The organism is Pseudomonas sp. 22490 (genome assembly GCF_052044465.1).
In the GTDB taxonomy this organism is placed as follows: domain Bacteria; phylum Pseudomonadota; class Gammaproteobacteria; order Pseudomonadales; family Pseudomonadaceae; genus Pseudomonas; species Pseudomonas aeruginosa.
Genome location: NZ_JBQENS010000023.1, coordinates 55,324 through 76,068, shown reverse-complemented (window position 1 = coordinate 76,068; position 20,745 = coordinate 55,324). Strand labels below are relative to the sequence as shown.

The 20,745-nt window shown below is 59.0% G+C and carries 26 protein-coding genes and 2 pseudogenes; 1 reads left to right on the top strand and 27 read right to left on the bottom strand.

Features of this window, described 5'->3' with window-relative positions; genetic code table 11:
- Positions 1-25: 25 nt before the first annotated feature.
- The 26 genes and pseudogenes from ACTJJX_RS23390 to ACTJJX_RS23265 form a co-directional block, all read right to left on the bottom strand.
- Positions 26-271, bottom strand: coding sequence for a plasmid related protein (locus ACTJJX_RS23390; protein WP_438943448.1), 246 nt, complete (start codon positions 269-271; stop codon positions 26-28).
- A gap of 184 nt (positions 272-455) precedes the next feature.
- The gene (locus ACTJJX_RS23385; protein ID WP_023102518.1) at positions 456-761 is read right to left on the bottom strand and encodes a hypothetical protein; all 306 of its coding nucleotides are present in this window, start codon (positions 759-761) and stop codon (positions 456-458) included.
- 88 nt (positions 762-849) lie between these two features.
- Entirely contained in the window at positions 850-1,176 is a 327-nt protein-coding gene (locus tag ACTJJX_RS23380) for a hypothetical protein (RefSeq protein WP_023102519.1), read from the bottom strand.
- A 74-nt stretch (positions 1,177-1,250) separates the two neighbouring features.
- Positions 1,251-2,357 carry a DUF6094 domain-containing protein gene (locus tag ACTJJX_RS23375; RefSeq protein WP_023102520.1) on the bottom strand — a complete coding sequence of 369 codons (1,107 nt, stop codon included), beginning with the start codon at positions 2,355-2,357 and terminating at the stop codon, positions 1,251-1,253.
- A gap of 65 nt (positions 2,358-2,422) precedes the next feature.
- Positions 2,423-3,073: a hypothetical protein gene (locus ACTJJX_RS23370; protein WP_023102521.1), complete on the bottom strand. Its 651-nt coding sequence runs from the start codon at positions 3,071-3,073 to the stop codon at positions 2,423-2,425.
- A 136-nt stretch (positions 3,074-3,209) separates the two neighbouring features.
- Positions 3,210-4,037: a DUF932 domain-containing protein gene (locus ACTJJX_RS23365; protein WP_031637520.1), complete on the bottom strand. Its 828-nt coding sequence runs from the start codon at positions 4,035-4,037 to the stop codon at positions 3,210-3,212.
- Between the two features lie 116 nt (positions 4,038-4,153).
- Positions 4,154-4,549 (bottom strand): hypothetical protein, encoded by a 396-nt coding sequence (locus ACTJJX_RS23360; protein WP_023102523.1) that lies wholly within the window; start codon positions 4,547-4,549, stop codon positions 4,154-4,156.
- Between the two features lie 79 nt (positions 4,550-4,628).
- Entirely contained in the window at positions 4,629-4,970 is a 342-nt protein-coding gene (locus ACTJJX_RS23355; protein ID WP_010427548.1) for a hypothetical protein, read from the bottom strand.
- 77 nt (positions 4,971-5,047) lie between these two features.
- The gene (locus tag ACTJJX_RS23350) at positions 5,048-5,659 is read right to left on the bottom strand and encodes a DUF3275 family protein (protein ID WP_023102524.1); all 612 of its coding nucleotides are present in this window, start codon (positions 5,657-5,659) and stop codon (positions 5,048-5,050) included.
- A 56-nt stretch (positions 5,660-5,715) separates the two neighbouring features.
- Positions 5,716-6,264, bottom strand: a complete 549-nt coding sequence (locus tag ACTJJX_RS23345) for an STY4534 family ICE replication protein (RefSeq protein ID WP_023102525.1) — start codon at positions 6,262-6,264, stop codon at positions 5,716-5,718.
- A gap of 377 nt (positions 6,265-6,641) precedes the next feature.
- A complete protein-coding gene (locus tag ACTJJX_RS23340) occupies positions 6,642-6,983 on the bottom strand; it encodes a hypothetical protein (RefSeq protein WP_023102526.1) in 342 nt (113 codons plus the stop codon).
- A gap of 103 nt (positions 6,984-7,086) precedes the next feature.
- Complete coding sequence (locus tag ACTJJX_RS23335) at positions 7,087-7,452, bottom strand: DUF3085 domain-containing protein (RefSeq protein WP_023102527.1); 366 nt, start codon at positions 7,450-7,452, stop codon at positions 7,087-7,089.
- 102 nt (positions 7,453-7,554) lie between these two features.
- On the bottom strand, positions 7,555-7,773 hold the full coding sequence (locus ACTJJX_RS23330) for a hypothetical protein (protein ID WP_023102528.1): 219 nt from the start codon (positions 7,771-7,773) through the stop codon (positions 7,555-7,557).
- Complete coding sequence (locus ACTJJX_RS23325; RefSeq protein WP_023102529.1) at positions 7,770-8,582, bottom strand: hypothetical protein; 813 nt, start codon at positions 8,580-8,582, stop codon at positions 7,770-7,772. The genes ACTJJX_RS23330 and ACTJJX_RS23325 overlap by 4 nt, the downstream gene beginning before the upstream one ends.
- A gap of 257 nt (positions 8,583-8,839) precedes the next feature.
- Complete coding sequence (locus ACTJJX_RS23320; protein WP_128688083.1) at positions 8,840-9,790, bottom strand: hypothetical protein; 951 nt, start codon at positions 9,788-9,790, stop codon at positions 8,840-8,842.
- Positions 9,791-9,956: 166 nt separating this feature from the next.
- Entirely contained in the window at positions 9,957-10,670 is a 714-nt protein-coding gene (locus ACTJJX_RS23315) for a hypothetical protein (RefSeq protein ID WP_023102531.1), read from the bottom strand.
- 87 nt (positions 10,671-10,757) lie between these two features.
- Positions 10,758-11,432, bottom strand: coding sequence for a hypothetical protein (locus ACTJJX_RS23310; RefSeq protein ID WP_023102532.1), 675 nt, complete (start codon positions 11,430-11,432; stop codon positions 10,758-10,760).
- Positions 11,433-11,568: 136 nt separating this feature from the next.
- Complete coding sequence (locus ACTJJX_RS23305; protein WP_031633181.1) at positions 11,569-11,961, bottom strand: hypothetical protein; 393 nt, start codon at positions 11,959-11,961, stop codon at positions 11,569-11,571.
- A gap of 31 nt (positions 11,962-11,992) precedes the next feature.
- Positions 11,993-12,229: a hypothetical protein gene (locus ACTJJX_RS23300; RefSeq protein WP_031633184.1), complete on the bottom strand. Its 237-nt coding sequence runs from the start codon at positions 12,227-12,229 to the stop codon at positions 11,993-11,995.
- 344 nt (positions 12,230-12,573) lie between these two features.
- Positions 12,574-12,858, bottom strand: a complete 285-nt coding sequence (locus ACTJJX_RS23295; RefSeq protein WP_023102535.1) for a HigA family addiction module antitoxin — start codon at positions 12,856-12,858, stop codon at positions 12,574-12,576.
- Between the two features lie 9 nt (positions 12,859-12,867).
- Positions 12,868-13,146, bottom strand: coding sequence for a type II toxin-antitoxin system RelE/ParE family toxin (locus ACTJJX_RS23290; protein WP_071883310.1), 279 nt, complete (start codon positions 13,144-13,146; stop codon positions 12,868-12,870).
- 135 nt (positions 13,147-13,281) lie between these two features.
- Positions 13,282-13,839 (bottom strand): hypothetical protein, encoded by a 558-nt coding sequence (locus ACTJJX_RS23285; protein ID WP_023102536.1) that lies wholly within the window; start codon positions 13,837-13,839, stop codon positions 13,282-13,284.
- Between the two features lie 325 nt (positions 13,840-14,164).
- Positions 14,165-15,733: an ATP-binding protein gene (locus ACTJJX_RS23280; protein WP_043081836.1), complete on the bottom strand. Its 1,569-nt coding sequence runs from the start codon at positions 15,731-15,733 to the stop codon at positions 14,165-14,167.
- A 321-nt stretch (positions 15,734-16,054) separates the two neighbouring features.
- Positions 16,055-16,429, bottom strand: a pseudogene (locus ACTJJX_RS23275) (DNA cytosine methyltransferase); the annotation flags it as partial.
- A gap of 1,050 nt (positions 16,430-17,479) precedes the next feature.
- Positions 17,480-18,490 (bottom strand): IS110 family transposase, encoded by a 1,011-nt coding sequence (locus ACTJJX_RS23270; protein WP_023102539.1) that lies wholly within the window; start codon positions 18,488-18,490, stop codon positions 17,480-17,482.
- Positions 18,491-18,510: 20 nt separating this feature from the next.
- The gene (locus tag ACTJJX_RS23265; protein ID WP_023102540.1) at positions 18,511-18,882 is read right to left on the bottom strand and encodes a winged helix-turn-helix transcriptional regulator; all 372 of its coding nucleotides are present in this window, start codon (positions 18,880-18,882) and stop codon (positions 18,511-18,513) included.
- Between the two features lie 83 nt (positions 18,883-18,965).
- Here ACTJJX_RS23265 and ACTJJX_RS23260 point away from each other — a divergent pair, with 83 nt between their 5' ends.
- Entirely contained in the window at positions 18,966-19,751 is a 786-nt protein-coding gene (locus ACTJJX_RS23260; protein WP_073660194.1) for an NAD(P)H-dependent oxidoreductase, read from the top strand.
- Between the two features lie 68 nt (positions 19,752-19,819).
- Here ACTJJX_RS23260 and ACTJJX_RS23255 read toward each other — a convergent pair.
- A pseudogene (locus ACTJJX_RS23255) lies at positions 19,820-20,446 on the bottom strand (DNA cytosine methyltransferase); the annotation flags it as partial.
- Positions 20,447-20,745 lie beyond the last annotated feature (299 nt).

Sequence of the window (20,745 nt, the reverse complement as noted above, 5' to 3'; positions counted from 1 at the left end):
AGCGGCGGTAGCCGCCGGATGAAGATCAGTATTCGTCGGGCAACAGCAGCGTGGTGACGCTGCGATCCCATTCGGTGATGATCCAGAGTTTCAGGTCAGGCTCGACCTGGTAGGACGAAAACAGGCGGTCCTCGCCGGTGCGCAAGGCTGTGTCATTGGACTGCCAGTCGCTGTCGTCCAGATCGCCCCAGTCGGCACCGAGATGGCGCGCGAGATAAGGGCCTGGATTGAGCCGGCCCTCGCGGACCAGTTCATCGACGCCGCAGGTCATGACCAGGTGTCCGGTCAGGAACCGCGGTTGCGGGACAACGCTAACGAAAAGTGCTTCATGTGCCATGGTGGTGACTCCATAAGAAATGAAGGGCCATGGCACCCGATCGGGGTGAATGGCCCCGTTGGGTGGATGATGCAGGCGACAGCGGTTACTGGGCTGTCGTGGTGGAGGTTGGCGCGCGTCAGGATTCAGACCTCAGCATGACATGCGTCGCGCTGCGGTCTGCTTCGGTGACGATGCGAATGGTCAGTTCGCGGGTGACGATGTAGCGCGAACCGAGGGGCTTGCCTGACGTTACGGCGGCATTGTTTTCCTGCCACCTGAGATCCGTCACATCGCCCCAATCGCCACGGATGTGGCGCTGGATGTAAGGCATCGGATCGAGCCGGCCTTCCCGCATGATGCGGTCTACGCCTTCGCTGAAAATCAATGCGCCGATCGGAAACAGCAAACGGCGGTGATTACTGGACCTTTCGTTGGATGTCATCGTTGTTCTCCTGATTATTGAGCAGGGTCATGACACCCTGGCGGGGCAGCATGACCCCGTTGGGTGAGAAAACTGACGATGTTGATCGTCAGAGAGGTTCGTTATCCTCGGGCAGTTGGATCACGGTCTGGCTGTGTTCCGCGTTGGTGGTCACCACCACGGACAGCCGCGGTGTCACCTGGTAGCGCGAAGTCAGGACGCCTTCGGAGCGAAGAGCGGCATCGTTCGCGCGTCGTTCGGTGTCATCGAGATCGCCCCAATCACCACGCAGGTGGCGATGCAGGAAACGATGGGGATCAACCAGTCCCGTGCTGTCCAGCCATTGCACTCTGGCGCTGAGCATCAGAGTACCGCTGGAGAACAGAGGAATGGAAGTCGGCGCGGTGCGCTGGCGTGGGAAGAGTTTGAAGGACATGGTTTGCTCCTGTTGCGTTGATGAAAAGGCGAAGCCAGCACCTGACCAGGCGTTGGTTTTCGGGGGATGAGGGATCAGCGGATGGTCAGCACTTCTCCCCGAGTGGGGGAGCCGGGTGTCATGTCCCATGCGCGAATGACCGGCACGAACTTGTCTGTGAGGATGCGCGTTTCGGCGATCGAGCCGTCGTCGCGTTCGTTGTATTCGACCGCGGCGGACTTCTCTTTGTGGGTATCGCCTTTGACGACCATCACCTTGCCGGATCTGGAGCGCACGACACCCGAAATCGCACCGGCTGCTAGCGCCAGGGCGAGATGCCAGTGAGACAAGGCACGGGCCGGCGGCCGCAGCGATTGCTGCGAAGCGCCGAGATGCGTATCGAGCGAAGGCCACAGCCCTTGCAGGCGATGAACTTCGGCCGCGAATTGCTCCGGCTCCATGGTGACCCGGTAGAACTGTTCCGGCTCGGCCTGTGTGGCTGGGACGGAATACGGGACGAACGGCCATTCGACTGGCAGTTCTTCCGCTTCGATATCGCCTGATCCGATCTGCAGCAGCCGGTTGCGGATGGCTTTGGCATCGCTCGCCAGATCGCGCTGGCGTGAACGGGTGCCGAAGATCACCACCTGCCTGAACTGCTGCTCGACCGCACGATAGATGCGCAGTCCGGTGAAATGGCGTGTCAGCCAGCCCACCATTTCTGCATCCAGCGTGTAGCTCGGAATGATGAAAACGAGCACGCCACCGTACTGCAAAAGCGGCAGTACGCGCTGATAGAACAGCTTCTCCAGCCTGGCGCGGCCCTGTCCCTGGTAGCCAATGTTGCCATCGGCATCCCTGGACAGATCCCCATAGGGGGGATTGAGCCACATCAGTCCGAAGCTCTGTCGGCTGATCAGCGTATCCATCAGGTCGCTGTGCAGGCAATGGTCGACAAGCCCTCGGGCATGTCTGGCGCGCTCTTCGTCGAATTCGACGGCATAAGCAGACACCAGATCACGGCCAAGCGCATGCGCAGCTTCGGCGATGGCAACGCCTTCCCCCGCGCAAGGGTCGATGATGGCGACTTGACCCGCGGCCGGCGCCAGCGCGTTGAGCGCCCGCTCCAGCGTGGGTTCGTCTGTTGGGTAGTACCCGTTTTTCGCAAAATTGCGGGCAAGCCTGGGGAATATGAGAGCCATGTGAATCTCCTGATTCTGGTTGTGAAAATGAGGGGCATGCAGCTTGTGCATGCCCTTGCGAGGCTTCAGGCGACGCGCCGTAAAGGCATGCCGGAAGCCAGTTCATGCGCCGTGGCGCTCAGGGTGCCGTTACGGATCAGATCGCCAAGTGCCTTGGTGAGCACGGGGACATCCAGTGCCAGGCGATGCCCTTCCAGTGGCCCGTAAGCCATGGGAAGACGTGCCAGCATGGATTGCTCCGTCAGGAGCTCCAGCACGATGTCGCGCCAGTGATCGAGCAGTGGCAATGGGCAGGTTTCCTGTACCAGTGTCCACAAGCGATCAAGCCGGTGGCCTGAGTCCCTGGGCAACAGCGTCAGCGCGCTGGCGTTAGCCTTGTCGGGCTTGACGCAGCGTTGGTCGAAGAGCCACAGGTTGACCATCGAGCCGAACAACGTGCGGCGGAAAAGGCGCGTGGAGCGCTTCTCCAGCCTGTCGACGTTACCGACGAAAACCGGCACGGAGCCGCCTGCGTCGGTGATGAGGTGGAACTGATCCAGACCATCGTCGTCACGACCCAGCGTGAGTCGGGCCAGAAACTGCTGAATGGCTGTATCTCGTGCCCATACGGACAGGAAGATCAGGTTGCCGCCTTCGTCGCCGATGTAGCCGTCGGCCATCAGGTCGGGGCATTCGTCAATGCGAAGAAGCGGTTGCGAAGATGTTGTATCGGGCATGGTCGTGTCCTTTGAAAGGTCCAGGGACAGCACCAGCCCGTGAGGCTGGTACAGCCCCTGGGGGTGAGGAATGCTCCGTCAGGAGCGATGGGTGAAAGCCGCAGGCATTGCCCGAAATGGGCGTAGTCCGCGAAGATCAGCTTTTGAGCTGCCGCAGACCTTCGGCCAGCAGCCACAGCGCGCGATTGAGGCGGACGTTCTGATCGATGCCTTGCACAGCGCGCGTGCGTTGATGACGGCCAGTGGCAGTCCGGCCGGACAAACCTCCTTTGACGAGGTTTTCCTGTACCCGGTTGAACACCGACCACAGATCCGGGCGATTGTCATCGAACCGGCGTGTCGCCAGAACCTGGCTTTCAGTTATCGGCAGCACCTTGCTTTCGCTGTCATATTTGAGCGTCAGGGCCGACCTTGCGAAGACTTCCGCCTCGCCATCATCGAGCGTGATCGCTCGCATGGCTTCGCGGGAGTCCTGCACCTGGTCGAATCCGCTCAGGACCTCGTAGGCGCCTTCGATTACATGGTCTGTGACATTGCCCTTGTGGGGCACACGAACGTCACCGACGATATCGCCGCACACCAGACCGTTCTGGCACACGAAACGGAACATGCCAGCCAGCATTTGGTAGCTGCTGGTGCCATCATGAGAATTGAGCAAAATTATCTCATTCGCCTCTTTGCCGTTGATCTGGCTTGCATGGCGAAGGCGGAGCATGTGTTTCGTGAACTCGCGACGGTCTTCATGACGCACGCGGGTCTGGCACACCATGAAGGGCTCGAACCCTTCATTGCGTAGTTTCGCCAGAACGGCGGATGTCGGTATGTAGCTGTACCGTTCGGAGCGGCTTCCATGCGGTGTATCCGCGAAGATGGAGGGAGCGACTGCGCGAATCTGGTCATCCGACAGTGGATGATCTGCACGCAGTATCGGGGAACGTGATGCGAAACGAGATGCGAGTTGCATGTCTATCTCCTTGAAGATTGGGCAAGCGGCATCGACGGCCGGCACAAGGCCGGACGCGCGCGCATGCGTGGAAAACCTGCAATGCAGGGGCAGTCAGAGGACTGGTGTGAGGAATTTCAGGCGACTGGAACGGCAGATGCCGAACGCGCTATACGCCTGTGATCGTGGTACGTCCGTACACCCGCTCGCCATTCCGGCGATTGAGTGGGTGCGCGTTCCAGATAGCTGAGCGGGCAGCTGTAGTAGTAGGGATGAACGGATTCATCCATCGACTTGTAGCCCCACTCGTTGCGGTAGCGTTGCAGTAGCGTGCAGCCGATGTAGGTGAAGGATTCACCGGCAGCGAGGTTGAGCCTGTTCGGCTCTTTCGCCGTTACTTTGACCACGGACCACAACACGTTGCCGCGAAGGGTATAGGCCAGAGTTTCGACATATGCGGCCTGGCAATCCTGCGACTGCACCAGATGATGGATCAGTTCGCTACGTGAGCGACGGGAAAAAAGCCAACCCATGAGAAGATCTCCTGAAGAAATTAACGGGGACCTTCCCGGCGGGAAAGACGCCCGTCGGGGATAAAAGAACGTGGGCTTTTCAGCGCCCTAGTTCGGTGAATGAACCGTCTGCCTGATGCCTGACGAAGCGGTTGCCGACATTCCTCTCGGCGTCGGACAGGACCTCTCTGAACAGGCTCTCCGGCACGATGATCTGAAAATGCCGCAAGACCTCGCGGTAGTAGTCCAGGTCATGACCGAAAGGATCGGTCTCGTGCATGTTGCTGTACAGGAAGCGGTCATCCTCGACCTGCATGGCGTCATCGATCAGCTCTGCAGGCTTTTCGATGGTCAGGAAAAAATATTGCATCGGCCGATCCCAGCCGAGCACAACGATGATGGGAAATCCCTTGTGGGACGTGTCGAAGCAGTGCCGACTCATGATGAAGCTCCTCGTTTGAAATCATCGGAAGCTTGCCCATCGGGGAAGCGCCCCGATGGGTGATGGATCAAGGTCGATCAGGCGCTGGCGAGGTGCCAGTCCTGGGAGAGTGGTTCAAACCGATAGCCCATCGCATCGAGCCGGTCGCGCTGCTGACGCAGGACGCGGCGGTCGACGGTTGCGTCGAGTTTCACGGTTTCGCTCAACGGCCAGAGCATGCCGAACAGTGCGGCATCGTCTTCCTCGGCCGAGGCGTTGGAGGATGATGCAGCCGCTGGTTCGCTGCCGAACGGCGTGGTGTCGACCAGTGGATCGCGCGTGCTGCGGGCCTTCGTCCTGGCTGGAGGCCTGGCCGCGGCCGCAGGTGCCTGCGTTTCCTCATCAATGGGATCGACCTCCTGCGGACTCAGCCGCTGGGCTTCATCCTTGCTCAGTCGATCGATGTTCGAGAGGGTCATCCCGCCCAGGTGGGCGCGGATTTCGATGACCATCCGCCCACTGGTGTTGTAGGTGGAGGGTCTGATTTCGGTGATGACGAAATCACCGTCGTATTTGCCTTCGTCATACTGGTCCAGCTCGGCATTCTTGATGACGAACTCACCAATGCTGGTCGAAAGGCGGCCGACATTGAAGTCGCCATTCCTGCCGTGGATGGTCTTGATGGCCAACTGGCCCGAGAGGGTAATCATGGAGTGCTCCTGGTGATGATGAAAAGAACAAGGCCCCTGTGAGGGGGCCTTGCGGATCAGAACGACTCGGCCAGTGCCGGTGCTTGCGCATCAGCGGCTTCGTCGGCAGGTTCGGCGATCGGCTCGGATACTTCCGGAACCGGCTCTTCCTGCGGAGCAGGAGCAGATGCAGCGGATTGCTCCGCAGCATCCTGTTCGGACTCGGCCGGCTTGGGTTCGGCCTTGTACTTCAGGACGCCATCGATCTTGATCCAGCTGACGAACAGCAGGCGGGCCTTCAGGCTGACACCCTGTTCACCGGCGCGCTTCCCCTTGGAATAGGTGAAGGTGTCGGTCCACAGGTCGCCCAGGCGGAACCCGATCATCACTTTCTTCTCTGCCTCGACGGCATCGATGCAGCGACGGATCAGGTGCTGGGCATCGGTGCCCGAAACGCGCGTATCAAAACGCACGTACGAGACATCGTCGCTCGGACCATTGAGCGCTGCGATATCGCAGGCCAGGAACGGCTCACCTTTCTTCGGCTTCACTTCGCGGATGCGATTGAGATAGCCGAGGCCAGTGATGTGCAGGTCGAAAAAGGACTTTTCGGTAGAAGTGGTCATGGTGAATCTCCAGACTTGAGGACAAGAATGCGGAGACACACCGACCCCGTACGGGAGGTGTGTAACCCCCGCGCGGGTTGATGGATCGTGAGATCCGGAAACAACTAGGTTGGCATCACCACCGATTGCTCGACGGTCGTTCGCGCTGGGATGCCGAGTGCGAACTGGTGTGATCACGCGGACGGAACAGCGCCGTAGCCTTGAAGATCAATGGCTACCTGGGCATGTTGCTGACCGGGGTCAGCGCAACATGGCGGTAGCGTGGCATCCGCTGCGCCAGCCGGCTATCCGGAATCGGTACTGGTTCGCAGCCCTATTGTTCGTTAGCCGCACGAAAAAAAGCCCCCATCAGGGGGCTTCGCTGGATCAGTATGGTGTTATGAACCGCAACCGGCCGGGCAGCATCCCAGCTCGATTCCGTGTGTGCAGTAGCCGTTCTCGGCATTCCAGTCGTCGGTTTCCTGCCTCTCGGCAGGCGTTGCGTAATCCCAGTCCTGCGCGATCTGCAGAGCTTGTGTCCGTTGGCATTCGGGCAGTCGATCTACGTGTCGTTCAATCTCCGAACTGAAGCGTTCGACGTAGTAGTCGTGAGACAGTCCGCAGCCGTTGTGGGCTTGCACGGCGACCTTCTCGCAGACAGCCCGCCAGGCGGATTCATCAAACGAGATGCCGGTATCGCTGATAGGCTGTGAGGATGTGCTGCTGGTGATTGCTGGCATGATGAATATCTCCAGAAAGAATCCGGAGTCCTCCCACGCAGGGACAGGACCCCGGCGGGTGAATGAAACGTCGCTGCTGCGTACAGAGCGACCGGTTCGTCGTTCAGTCGTCGCCCTGGGTGGGTGAAACGACTTGCAGGAACAGTTGTGTCGGCGTGGCGGAGAGTTCGAGATCGTCCTCGCTGCTCAGGATGCGTGCGAACACGCTGTCCCGCAGTTCGAAATGCTCTGCGAAATCATCGCCACCCAACTCGGTTCGGGCGCGTTCCCACCAATCATCGAACGGGTCGATGTCAGGGTTGCAGCCGATGGCGTAGGCCAGCAGCTTCTGACGCCCCTCTGGTGTTCGCTCACCTCGCTCGGCAAGGAAGTAGACGCCGTGGTCCTTTACCAGGACGACGCGGCATTTGTTCGCCTCGGCCTCGGCGAGCACGGGGCGCAGGTCGGCACCTTTGAAACTTAGTGACATGGACGGAATCTCCTGTGTGGAATAGAGAAGGCTCCCCAACCTTCTGGATGGGGAGCCGCTGCGGTACATGACCGGTTGATGGAAGGACTGGCGGTCTTGAGGTCAGCCGTAGAACTGTTGAGCCTCAAGCCAGGGAACGAGCCGCGCGTCGTGGCCGACCGATATCGGAAGCATCGCGTCACGGGCCTCATCGGTCGTGAAACACGTCGCATGGTCGAGGGGGACCCAGCCGAACTCGTTGGACCAGAAGCCAGCACTGTCGCTGACGGCCGACTCGTTGGGCGAATACACCACCCAGGAGTCGCTGGCCGTGAAAGTCACGCAAGCACCGCCTGGCGTCGCCGGGCGGGCTTGGCGTCGATCACGCTCACGTCGATCAGGCGCCAGCGCCCGTCGTCGATGAGCCGCTCCAGCACTTCGCCGAGCATGTCGAAATACACCTCGTCGTGCCGATCGACCAATTCGCCGTCGCGATGCAGCTCCACCACGTAGGTGTCGCCTGCGCGGTCATAGAGGATCGTCACCCGGCCCTCGAACTTTCCGGTCGAAACCGCGAAGCTGATTGCCGGAGGTGTCTCGATGATGCTGGACGGCTTCGGATCGACCCAGGTGAAGTCACGGGCACCAGCATCGACCAGCATGTGGGTGATACGCCGGAAACCATCGGGCGCCGGCATTTCTTCCAACTGCTGGATGAGCTGACCCAGTTCTAGGCACTGTGGCTCGGGGATGGGCAGCTTGGCCGGCGCGGAGCCCAGGACGTGCGTCTTGACCGTGTAGGGAATGCCGTCAGACGTCATCTCGGTGCGTTCTTCCGGGGTGTCCGCGCGCAGGCCGTCGAACCGGCGCCGTGCGTAGGGTTGAACATGCACCTTGGCCCCTTCGTTCGGGACAGAGGACACCAGATTGCGGTCGAGCACCGCGAACTCGGTGGGCTTGACCTTGACGACAATGGCATCGTCACCGGCCGCGACCACTTTGCCGTCGAAGGCATCGGGATCAATGGCGAAGCCGAATGCAGATATCTGCGGCTGATCATCGAATACGCGATACTTGAAGCCTCGTGCGTTACGAGGCACGTGACCTGCGACCAGCGAAGGCATCAGGGACTTGATGAGGGAACGGTCCATTGGGATCTCCTTGAGGAAAAGCAAGGGATTCCCGCCACAAGGGAGGGGTCCCTTGTGGGTTGAGTGAGTGGCGCGGTATGCGCCGGTAGAACAGGCCAACCAGTGCAATGAAGCACCGCAGTCTCGAAGGTCTCGACTGCCTGGGCATGCAGCCGGCAACGCCAGCAAACATGTGGTCAGGTTGATCCATGACGGTGGAAATTGTTAGCGCCTATCGGGGCCAACACTTCACCGTATTCGGGTAGCGTTATCGGACTTCAGCGATCTTCGTCCCGCAGGTGTTTCCGGCGAACCCGAAGCCAGGGGAGCAGCAGGCATGCGACAAATCCACCGACGCCGCCGGCGAGCAGAAGCCGGGCCTGGCCATCCCAGGGCTGTGGCAATATCAGGCTCAATGCCAGGCCGCCCAGGCATATTACGCATGCGCAGGCGAGCCATCTCCATCGCACCTTCAGCGGGCCTGCGGCCAGAATTTCAAAGAGATTGAGTTCGGTGAACGCTTCTTCGTCGTGATTTTTCAGGATACGGATGCGAAGCTGCTCCAGGTCGACGTCCTGACCGATCTCCAGGCGAGGCAAACGCTGCTGAAGCACCTCGGCGATCATATGAGGCGAAGGCAGATCCTGCGGCCAGCGGCTCGCGGGAGCCACGCCATAGGCCGTCAATAGTGCGTGGGTGAGCTGCGGCAACAACAAGCGCCTGGCCCGGCACCCGTCCAGTACGCACCAAAGCTCTTCCCTTCCCGAGATCGCCAGACGGTAGAGAGCCAGCCGTTCGGCCGCAGGGTAATCCACGGTCGTCACCATCGCAGGCATTTCGGTTGCGCCGCCGGAGCGCAGGAAGTGGACCCGGTTTTTGCCTTCGTGGGCGAACCACAATCCCAGCGGCGCGATCTCAAACACAATGGCCTGGTCGCGGTCGCCGGGCAGAGAGCGGTCATCGTCCAGCAGATAGTCGGCAAGCGCCGTGACGGAGCGGCTTGGCGATGATGGCTCTCGCCAACGCCAGGACTCACCCAGCAAACGATCGAGAGGGACGCGGGCACGTCGGGGATGAAGCGAGTGCGTCAGGTCCAGAAACGGCACCACAGCCCTGGTGAAGGCGGAGACATCGATCGCGGAGCTTGCAGCATTGCGCAGCTCGGGAGGAACAAGGACTGATGAGGCTGGCGATTTCAGCGCGGCGTCCAGTGCGTCTTTCGCTGCCACGATGTTCCTGACGGCACCCCACAGCATTCTCTCGGCAGAAGTCGCTGCTGTCTTTATTCCGGTCTCCGATGCCATCGTCGCAAAGTTGTCCTGAAATTAGGAGTTCAATTGACGACAACTATAAAGAAAAAGAGCCTCACTTGGAGGCTCAAAATTCAACTCGTACTTACTCTTCATATTGAGGCAGGTCGTCTAGGGCCGGAGCATCAGCATCAAAGATCAGGATGCGGATATCGGCCAGTGCGGCCAGATGAATGGTGTCGGCCAGAGCTTCCGGCATACCTTTTTCCAGATGCTCCTGCCGCAATTGCTCTGCAGTTATGCCCTCCACGTGCAACAGGTTTTCATCTGTCCACGGTGTCGCAATCAGTTTGATGCCGATCGCCGGGCTATATGGGATGCGGAATGCGATGAACCGGAACCCGGTCGGTGTGGCGATATCTGCCAACTCGGCCAGATAGTGGAAAGATTCCTCGGTAATATGCGCTGTGCTGATCTCCCAGCACCGGCTATAAAATCCGGTGTCGAAACTCAGCCGATGGATCACTTCCTGCGCAGCTTCCCGAGAATAGCAGTCGCCTACGTGAACGGGATGGCCGAAGTCATCGCCGGTAATGGCGTAGACAACCGTTCGTACTAGGCCGGAAGTCTGGCATTGTGCCTCCAGGTCTTCCGGTATTTCCTGGCCCTCGGTGATCAGCGCATAATCGCTGGACAGAAGGCAGGGGAACTGTGCGATCTGATCGTCAGGCAGATGCGCCTGACTGGGATGCAAAGGCCGCCAGATCAGCGGGCTGTCGTCTTCGTGGCTGATGCAAAGTGTTCGGACAAAATGCAGATTCCGATAGCCGCGAATAAAAGGATTGAGTGTCTGGGACATGGGATTTCTCCAGCGAGTTAAGCGGAGCGACCCCGCCGGGGATAACGCCCCGGTGGGTGGATAAGATGCGTAGTTTGTGTCGAAAGCTCAGTCCTGACCTTGGAGCAGGCTTTCTGCCACGCGTTTCCGCAGTGCTTTGCGGCTATTCGAATCCTGGATTCCGGCAAGAAAACCTGCCGTTGCAAAAGTGATGCGAGCAGCTGCTTCAGTGATATTTCCCTCCTGCAAGACCCGGTGTAGATCCTTCCCGAGTCTCAGCATCTGGGGCGTGTCGCTGAACAGGGAGATCTCCCGGCTGATGAAGCATGCGTGACCACCAAACTCGAACAGTCGCGGTTTGCTGCAATACCAGCAACCCTCGAACTGAATAGAGACAAGGTTATGGCCATCGTCGAAGCAAGAGGCGATGAAGAACAAGACTTCAAGGTCTGCATCTCCTTCGAACGAATGATGCTCAAGCAGGTTTTCGAAAGATTCGTCCTGATCGGCATGGAAGTGTGCGGCCAGTTTTTCCAGGACAACGACAATTGTGGCCTCTGCTTCTGCATTCGGCGAAATGCCTAGCTGCTCGGCCAGACCAGTCAGACCTTCCAGCACATCATCCCATTGCGGATCGTTGGTTTCGGCAATCCTGGCGATGTAAGCACGACCGCTGCCTGGATAGTTGGCGTCGAGATGGAAGGCGCTGAACAGCGCGACGATGACAGGCGTCACGCGCTCCAGCGACAGAAGACCGGTCGCTTCGTAGTAGTTGTTTGCCATGATGATGGCTCCCTTTGAAAAAAGAGCGGAGCCATGCCCCAGCGGACATGAGCATCCGCGTGGGAAGAACAGTGAGAAGCCCCAACCAGGGTCGAGGCGTCCCTCATGAGGTTGGTTGGGGAACGATGAAACCGGCTTACCAGCCGCTGTAATTGAGCACCAACTGCGCGATCACCTGCCTGCGTTCCAGATCGAGCCCGCCAAGATCAGCGAGCCCCTCGAAGCCGATACGCTTGAGCATCGCGGCACCCTCGCGGGCGTTGTAGAAGCTGACCATTGCCGAAAGGAAAAGCCGCTGTCCGCCGCTCAGGACACCCAGGGCATCGTTGAGCAGCAGCAAGTTGGGCCGTAGATCCCATTTACTGGTGGCATTCAGAAATCCCTCGCGGGTGCCGTTGCCGAACCACTCGACGCCGGCGATTTCCACGCCACGTTTCCAGGCGTGAAAGAACGCAGCGGGCGCCAGTACGAAATGGGCTTCCTCACGTGCGATCTGATCGATCACATCTTCGGGGAGAGAAATACTCAGGTTCATGACTATGACTCCTGTGGGCGAACGATCAGGGATGCGAACGCTGTTCCCACTGACCTGTTTCCAGGGCCGTGGTGGCTGCTTCACTGCTGGGGAAATACTCGACGGACTCGCGTGAAACGGGACCTTCTTCATCGGTTGTGCCGATGTAATAACCGGCGGCGCTTCTCAGCACGCGCAGGGGAAGGCGTTTGCCTGTCCAGTGCAGAGCCAGGCGGCCTGTGGCGTCGGCTTGCAGGCTGACCCTGGCCTGGGGATGGGACACGAAGGACATGGTGTTCTCCTGGTGGTGGTGGAAAGCACCACATCCCTTCGGGAATGGAGGCTTCCCGTGGTTTGTGGAAAAAGCATCGACGCCGGAATGGCGTGCGTCCGCGAAGATGATGCGAGGCGGACTGGTGGGTCGACGCGGAGAATTCCGCGGCACAGCCGGCAAGACCCTGGCTGCTGGCATGGCGCTGACAACATCAGCAACACATGCGGCAAAGCATTGAGCAGGACGCTCCCCTCGTCATGCCGGAATGAGATACCGGCCAGCCCCCGATAGGCGACGCGAGCAAAAAAAAGCCCCGCAAAAAATGCGAGGCTTCGTGATGGTGTTGAGGATTTTCAGGCGATCTGCAGACGGGCGATCGGGGGGTGTTCCCGGTGTACAGCTTGCCAAAGATCGTATGCGGCCTGCTCGGCGAGATACTGGCGAGCGCTACCGAGTCCTGCGAGTTCGAGGCGATGGGCAAGATCGGCGGAGATTGCCGCATGTCCATTCAGGACAGTGGACAATTGCCCCCGCGAATACCCGATGTGCCTGGCCAGCGCCGCCACACTCATGTTGATGGCGGGCAGCACGTCTTCACGCAGGGCTTCCCCCGGATGGGGAGGATTGTGCATAGGCATCATGGCCTCCTAGTGATAATCAAGATAGTCGACAAGCTCCACATCGGAACCGCCGAAGCGAAAAATGACGCGCCAGTTGCCCGACACTGCGACCGACCAGAAACCGTCGAGTTTCCCCTTGAGAGGATGCAGTCGGTTGCCAGGACGATCCATATCGTTGGGAGCCTGGGCGACATCCAGGGAAGCCAGCAGGCGCCGCAGGCGGGCGATGTGATCGGCACGAACGCCCGATGTATCGCCACGCTGATGCAGAGCCCGTAGCCCCTTGTGCCTGAAGCTCCGGATCATGTTGATGAAAGTGTAAGGTCTAGCCTTACGGTTTTCAAGAGGGGTTGGACCAATTGCATGGAAAGCTCCTGTTCAAATAGGGCCCTATGGGACTGAAGGATCGGTGTTCTCGCGGCTATGACCGCCAGCGGGCAGTCAGGACGCAACATCGTTGCCGGTGTGCTTTTTCCAGAGTGCGAAAGCCTCATCAGGCGCGAGCTCGGCGAGGATGACGATTGGCTGCTTTTGCGCAGCCCGCAGCCTGGCGAAGTAGGCAGGTCTGTCGGTGACGGTCTTGAGCTTGGCGCCCTTGAGGAACAGCAACTTGCCGTCCTTGACGAACAGCACCTTGTTGCCGATGTCGCGATTGAAGGCAGCACGGATTTTTTTGTCCGCGTGCATCGTGTTGGCAAGGTCATCGACCAGGTAATCCAGTGTGATCTGGATGGTGAATTTGCGGGAGCTATCCTGGGGATCGTCATAGTCGGTGACGACTGCCGGCAGGCTTGCGGCAAATTGCTCAGCTTCGGAGAGCTTCGACTGTTTGCCGTCGCGGGAACGGACGAAGGTCATGCCACCGTGGCCGTCATTACTGGCATCGGCGACAGGCTCGCCGTCGAACAACACGACAGCGGTGAAGCAAAGTGTTTCCTCGCTGGCGAAGTCGGCAACCTTGAGGCTTTTCAGGGTGATGCGCTGTTGATGAATGGTCATGGGAATTTCCTTTGGAATGAGGCGGGAACGGCCACATCCCGGCAGGACGCAGCGTGTGTCCCGAAGGGGTTGAGGAAGAAATTGCATCAACGCCGGTTATGGCGTGCATCCGCGGACCTGATGCGAAGCGGACTGGTTCGGTCGGCGCGTGGGAACCGCGGCGCAGCCTGGACGACCGTAGCTGCTGGCATGGTGCTGAATCATCAGCAACGCATGAGAAGGAGCGTGGCGCCTCCGGGCGGCTTCGTCCTGCTTCAATCGGAATGCTGACGCCGCCCTATTGCCAAAAAAAAACGCTCCCGAAGGAGCGTTTGTGAAAAATGGATCAACCGGTGATCGTCTGCAACTTTCCTTCATCATCGAAGACCAGCCGCACCGTCGCACCGGCCAGCCTGGACTGCGGCGTGTAGCGCAGCGTGTCCGGAAGCAGGGCACCGATGACGTGAACGGGGTCCTGCGAGCAGCCGACGGCGATGAAAGTGCTGATGGTCCGGCCATCCTCCTCTTCGCTGGCCTCCTCGTAGCGGTCATTAAAGATATAGTCCGAGACCAGGCGGGTGACGGAATATGCCTCCGTGGTGAGGTAGAGCGTGTCGGCCCTGCGCACTGCGGCTACCGGATACTCGCCGGGCTCACCTTCCAGGCTGACGCATAGACCTTCGACCAATACCAGGGAGACCGAGCCGTCTGCCAGGACAGTGTGACGGTCTTCATACAGCGTGGCTGCATGCTGGATCACCACCTGCGCGGAGTCGATCGTTCTGACCATGGACATCAGCCAGTGCCCCGCATCCAGCCGCGTCTCCTCCAGCAAAAAGCCTTCGCGAGCGCTCAGATAGACCTCGGCAGCAGTTTCATCATTGTCCTCGCCGTTGGCGATGCGCCAGACGCCAGCCTCGTTCAATGCCTCGCTGGCCGATATGCCGGTGCGCAGATAGCGTTCCCAGAAGCGGACATATCCGGGGGGAACACCGTGCCAGTCACGGAACCATGCCAGCGGAACAAAGTGGATATCGTTCAGCAGGTCTGCATTGGATGAGGAAAGGCACCTTTCGGCATAGTGCTCGATGAACTCGCTGGCCGGCAACCGCTCCCTGGTTTCGATCAATGCCTGGCGGTAAGCCTGATTGATCGCGTCCCTGATGCGAACACACTCGTCAGCTTCATTGAGAAGATGCTGCCGATCGGGAAGCCGGGCGATCATGTCGTCGCGCAACACTACTACGTGATGTTTTGACGCTCTGGGAGAAAGCCCTATGGGAAGTCCCTGCAAGAAGCACTGCCACTGGACGCACGAGGCCTCCAGGTTGAGCAGAATCCGGCCGACAGGCGTTTCGCGCCAAGGCAATGACGGATCGGTCAGTGGTCGAGCCAGTTCCATGCCATTGAGGAAGACAGGCACAGGAAAGGCTTCGCACAACCTCTTGAGCTGCTGTTCCGCCCAAACCGGCAGATTGACGCCGGCAGTCGGAGATTGCACGCCGTCGAGACGAATCTCCGTGCCGATACGAGGCTTTTCGGCGTAGACCTCAATGCCGTCGCCGCGGATGATGGTCGCGGTGCTGGCGCTGAACGCCTGCGTGCCCGAATGCACCGACAGATGCCTGGAAAAATACAAGGTTGAAAGCACGCCCATACCGAAGGCGTTCTCGCGCGCCTGTAGTTCCGGGTCCCAGCCGGATTCGGCGATGTGAATGAGAGATTGCAGGTCGGCGATGCCGGAACCATCGTCGCAGACAGTGATCGCGTCGTCGTCCACGGTGATGTGGACGTTTTTCGCGCCGGCTCGCCGTGCATTCTGCAGCAGCTCGCCGAGCATGGATTGAGGATTGAAGGCATGTCGAAGATTGGAAATCAGACGGTGCTGGTTCGTTTTGAGACGAATAGTGCCCATGGGGGCCTCCTGACAGTCATGCGCCGTAATGGGCGCGAAGGATGAAAGCGCGAGCGAAGACATGCCGCGGCTGGCCGGTAGGCGCTGGGCATGAATTGGAAGAGCGTGATCGCGCGGGGACGAGATGCATCGACGCCGGCTGTGGCGTGCGTCCGCGAGAGTGATGCGAAGCGGACTGGATCGGTCTACGTGGTTGTTCCACGGCGCAGCCTGAAGACCCGGCTGCTGGCATGGCGCTGATCGGGATCAGCAACGCATGGCCGCACTATGGCGAAGCGTGGCCTCGACGTCAGCCGAGAATGAGCGTTCGCAAGCGTCCGGTTACCGTGGCTGCAATGCTTGTTGCAGACGCTGCCCGAGCCATGCAACGCAGGGCACCGCCATCGAATTGCCGATCGCTTTATAGCGTGGTGCGTCGGCTGCTGGCTTGCCGCGATATGGCACCAGCGTGTAGTTGTCTGGCATCCCCTGAAGACGCTCGCATTCCAAAGGCATCAGGCGCCGCACGCGCCAGCAGGCCCACTGCGCCCAGCCACTTTCGTCTTGTGGGATCAGCTCGCCATGGAAATAAGCCTCCAGCGAGGGAAGCAGGACGTGGGGCTTATCGCTGCCGCCGTCGCTTGCGCGCAGGGCGTCAGCCACGGCACCGCCCAACTCGGCCGTTGCGCCACCCTCCCGCCCACGCACCGCGGCGGAGCGTGCGACCAGATCCGGGCCGAGGATCGTGTCCGGGTTTTCCTGCCGCTTGCTGTAATGGCTAATCAGCGTGCCAGATATCTCGTAGTTGAAGGTCGCTTGCAGCGTTTTGAAGGCGATCGCCGGCATGACGCCTGCATTCGGATGACTTCCGGCGTGGCCCCCCGCGCGGAGGGTTGGGGCCAGGTTTTCTAGAGCGTCGGCGCCGTAGTCCTTGGCCGTGAAACCCAGGATGGGTGCTTGCTGCCCGTCATGACTTTCCGGTGCGGCGTATCGGCCAGGCGCGTACGCGATCGTAGGAAATCCCTGACCAGGCTTTCCACCACCAATCGACAGCGCGCCCGCGATTTGCCCGTCACCGCCCTCAAGGCGAACCTCGTTGCGGCTGTTTTGGGAGAAGGCGACAGGCATCCCCGGTAAAGGCGCTTTATGCGTGACGATTGGCACGCCGCGTCCGGTCCCGTCCTCGCTGCTACCTTTGCCGCCGTTGGCGGTGTTCAGGGCGTGCGTCCGCTGCCCGGTGACCGACTGGGCCGCGAAGGTTTCAACCTCGAAATCGCACTTGTGTCCCCGTGCGGTCAGGCAAGCCGCTGTATCTATCGGTCCTTGCCTGTTGCCGCCTCCGAAGCAGACGGTGACGGATACCCGTTCATAGGCTCCGGCCATAGATCCGGAAAAGCCGCCTGGGCGATGAGAGCTGCTTCCAGGAGAGCCGGAAGTGATTTGCCACGCTTGCTCGCCCGCCGCAGAATCCCCGTGCAGGCGATCGGGCTCAAAAAGTATATATGAGCGCCTCCTGTTTGCCAGGCTTTGTACTTGATGACGGACAGGACGATTGCGGCTATATATCCGGTCTTTATGCAGCTGCGATAGCGGCTGCTGACCCTAATGAAATCCGCTGACTCACGCCTCAATTACCTCTGCGAACCCGAAGTTCGATACTTTTTTCAGGCCTGGTGAGTCCCGGTCTGACCTGTTTTGCCATTACATACACTGCCTGCGCAACCTGTTGATGTTCTGCTTATACACTGTGATTTCGCAAGTAAGTGCTCAGTACAGAGCCGTTTCCTTCTGGTAGGGTCTGCCATGTGCCAGCACAGCCCATATGATTCGTGCCATTTTGTTGGCCAGCGCCACGGAGGCGACGTTCACCGGGCGCCGCTTCAGCAGGTCGGTGACCCAGGCCCCCGGCTCGCGGGCATTCTGTATGACGCTGTGCGCACCGTTGATCAGCAGCTTGCGCAGGTATTTATCGCCTCGCTTGCTGATCCCCAGCAACTGAATCTTCCCGCCGGTTCCGGTTTGCCTCGGGACGAGGCCCACCCAGGCGGCAAACTCCCGACCTGAACGGAATGCGTCCGCGCTACCCATTGACGCGACCGCAGCAGTGGCGGTCAGGAAGCCCACGCCGGGAATGGCACTGACCGCTTTTACGCTGGGGTCATCTCTGCTCAGCTCGCGTATCCGCCGTTCAATGTCAGCAATCCGACCATCCGTTCTTTCAACTTCACCCAGTTGTTCACGCAGGCTTTCTATGAGCACTGCCGGTAAGCGTCCGGACAGGCGGGCAAGAATATCGGGGACATTTTTAATGAGGCTGGCACGCCCTGTACGCATCACCTCGCCATATTCTGCAAGTAAACCGTGTAAAGCGTTGGTCTGCATCAGCCGGAATTTCAATAACTGCGAACGTATCCGGTGCAGGGCAAGCATGGCCTGTTGATCCTCCGTCTTCACCGCAACGGCTTTGCCCGGTTGCTGCACGGCTCGCCAGATTGCCTGAGCATCTGCCGTATCATTCTTGTTACGGATATTGAAGGCCTTGACGAATTCGCCCGGCATCAGTTTCACCTGATGGCCGAGTCTGCTCAACTGCCGGGCCCAGTGATGTGCGCCGCCACAGGCTTCCATGCCAATAAGGCAGGGTGAACGATTGGTGAAAAACTCAATAAATTTCGCGCGCTTGATCGCCTTACTAAAAATTTCTCCCGTATTCATATCCACGTAGTGAACCTGCATCACGTTCTTGGCAATGTCGACACCGACTGGCATGAGTTTCATTTTTGTCTCCTCCTGCATGGTTAAAAACGGTCGTTTTCCAGATCGTATTTGCTCCTCGCTGCGTCAAGTTCAGGGAAATTTAGCTCTGCCCAGCGGTCAAGAGCTTTGAGTGTGCTGACAAGTGACTCAGCCACCCCAGTCAGGCTGTATTCCACGCAGGCGGGTTTTTCACCGTAGTCGACTCTGGACACCAGTCCATGTCGTTCGAGCTGTCGCAGCGTCTGGGTAAGAACTTTTTGTGAGATGCCCTCTATTTTTCTCATCAATTCTCCGTTGCGAATCGGACCCTCTTCCAGGGCAGGGAGTATGAGCATTACCCATTTGCCCGAGATAAGCGCCAGCGCATCCCGGGCTGAACACTTGGATGAGTAAACGTTTCCTGGATATGCCATGGGTGGTTACCTCAAGGTGCGTAATTGAAGGAAAAAATAAAAGAAAACACTATAACGATGAACAGTCGTTACGGAGGATCATTATGAATGTACTGATTATCACTGCTCATCCTGAAGCAGACTCATTTAACTCATATCTCGCATCTAAAGCCGCCAGAATTTTTGAAAAACAGGGCTCACGCGTTCATTCAGTCAATTTATACAGTGAAAATTTCGAACCGTGTGAGGGGCAAATTTTTTACCCTGACAGGCAGGACGTTGAAAGGTTTGACGCCCTGCGGGAGCAAAGGCACCACTGGAACGCGCATAAGCTGCCCGAAGATGTTACGAGACATATTGAATTACTGAAAAATTCGGACCTGTTACTGCTGCATTTTCCCTTCTGGTGGTTCGGTATGCCTGCAATCCTGAAAGGCTGGATGGACCGGGTATTTGTTTACGGCGGGATTTATGACAGCAGCCACCGTCATGAAAATGGTGTGATGAAGGGTAAACGGGCTTTACTGACAGTATCCGCCGGTGCTTCTGCAAATGCCTGCGCGTATAACGGACGTGATGGCGACATGCGTTTAATGTTATGGCCACCTATACATGCCCTTCACTATATAGGTTACACGATGCTCGAACCTTACCTGATCCATGGTGTTCGCGGTGGCCTTGATGGATTAGCGAAAGAAAAGCAGCAGCAGTTTCTCAATGAAAAAGTAAAAGACTTCGAAAGCAGGCTTATGAATCTCAATGAATGGCCCATTATCCCCTTCAACAGAGAAGAGGATTTCAATGATGATAAGACATTAAAACCTCAGGCACCTGAATTCAGCCCGTTCGTTCGACACCATCCGGATAAATGGAACGCTGATTCATTTTGAAAGGTAACTGACTTCGGCCTGTCAGCTCCACACTACCGCCTCACCTTAAGAGAAGGAGGCGCTCATTTCATTACCTCTGCGGGATCGAATCCATCACGACCACTTGCCACAAGAAACACGCGCTTGCGCCGTTGGGCGACACCGAAATATTGCGCGTCGAGAACTCGCCACGCGACGCGGCGGCGGGGTCCAGACACACAACCTGCGTGCGTCCATTTGGTCCCTGGTGGTTGCAGTTCGCGGCTTTCGCCGGCCAGTGCGCCCAAAAGGCATCCGAAGGCGTTGGATTTGTCGGAGAGGACGCCGGGCACGTTTTCCCAGACGATGACAGAGGGTGGCTGGTGCAACTGCTGGCGGGTTTCATCGATGACATTTGCAAGCTCCGTATATTTCAGGGTGAGCGCGCCGCGCGGGTCGGCGAGGCCTTTCCTCGCACCGGCAACGCTGAAAGCCTGGCAAGGCGTGCCGCCGACAAGAATGTCGGGTGCGGTTGCGGTTCCGGCGAGTACCTGGTCCGCGATACCCGTCATGTCGCCCAGATTCGGAACATCGGGGTAGTGATGGGCAAGCACAGCGTTCGGGAACGGCTCGATTTCCGAAAACCAGGCCGGATGCCAGCCGAGCGGCTGCCAGGCCAGGCTGACGGCCTCGATGCCGCTGCAGACGCTGCCGTACTGAAGGTTGGGATGGTTCATGTCGCATCTCCTGTTCTGGTTGGGGCGCAAGCGCCCATGACCGCGCGATCCGAGGTTCGGCGGGGGCAAGGTGAGGAAGGAGAGGAACAGGGACGCTGGAGGCTGAGCGCCTCCAGCGAAAGACAAGGAAACCACCTGTGGGCTGCCGCAGGGACCGGGCCGTCGTCATAGCCTGTCGCTGAGTCAGCGATCGCACCCGACCCGTTTCGTGGCTGGGGCCGGTATCGTTCGGCGCACATCCGCGCACAAAAGGAACCCGTTGTTTCACCGGCGGGCACCGGAATCGAACACCGTCGTCC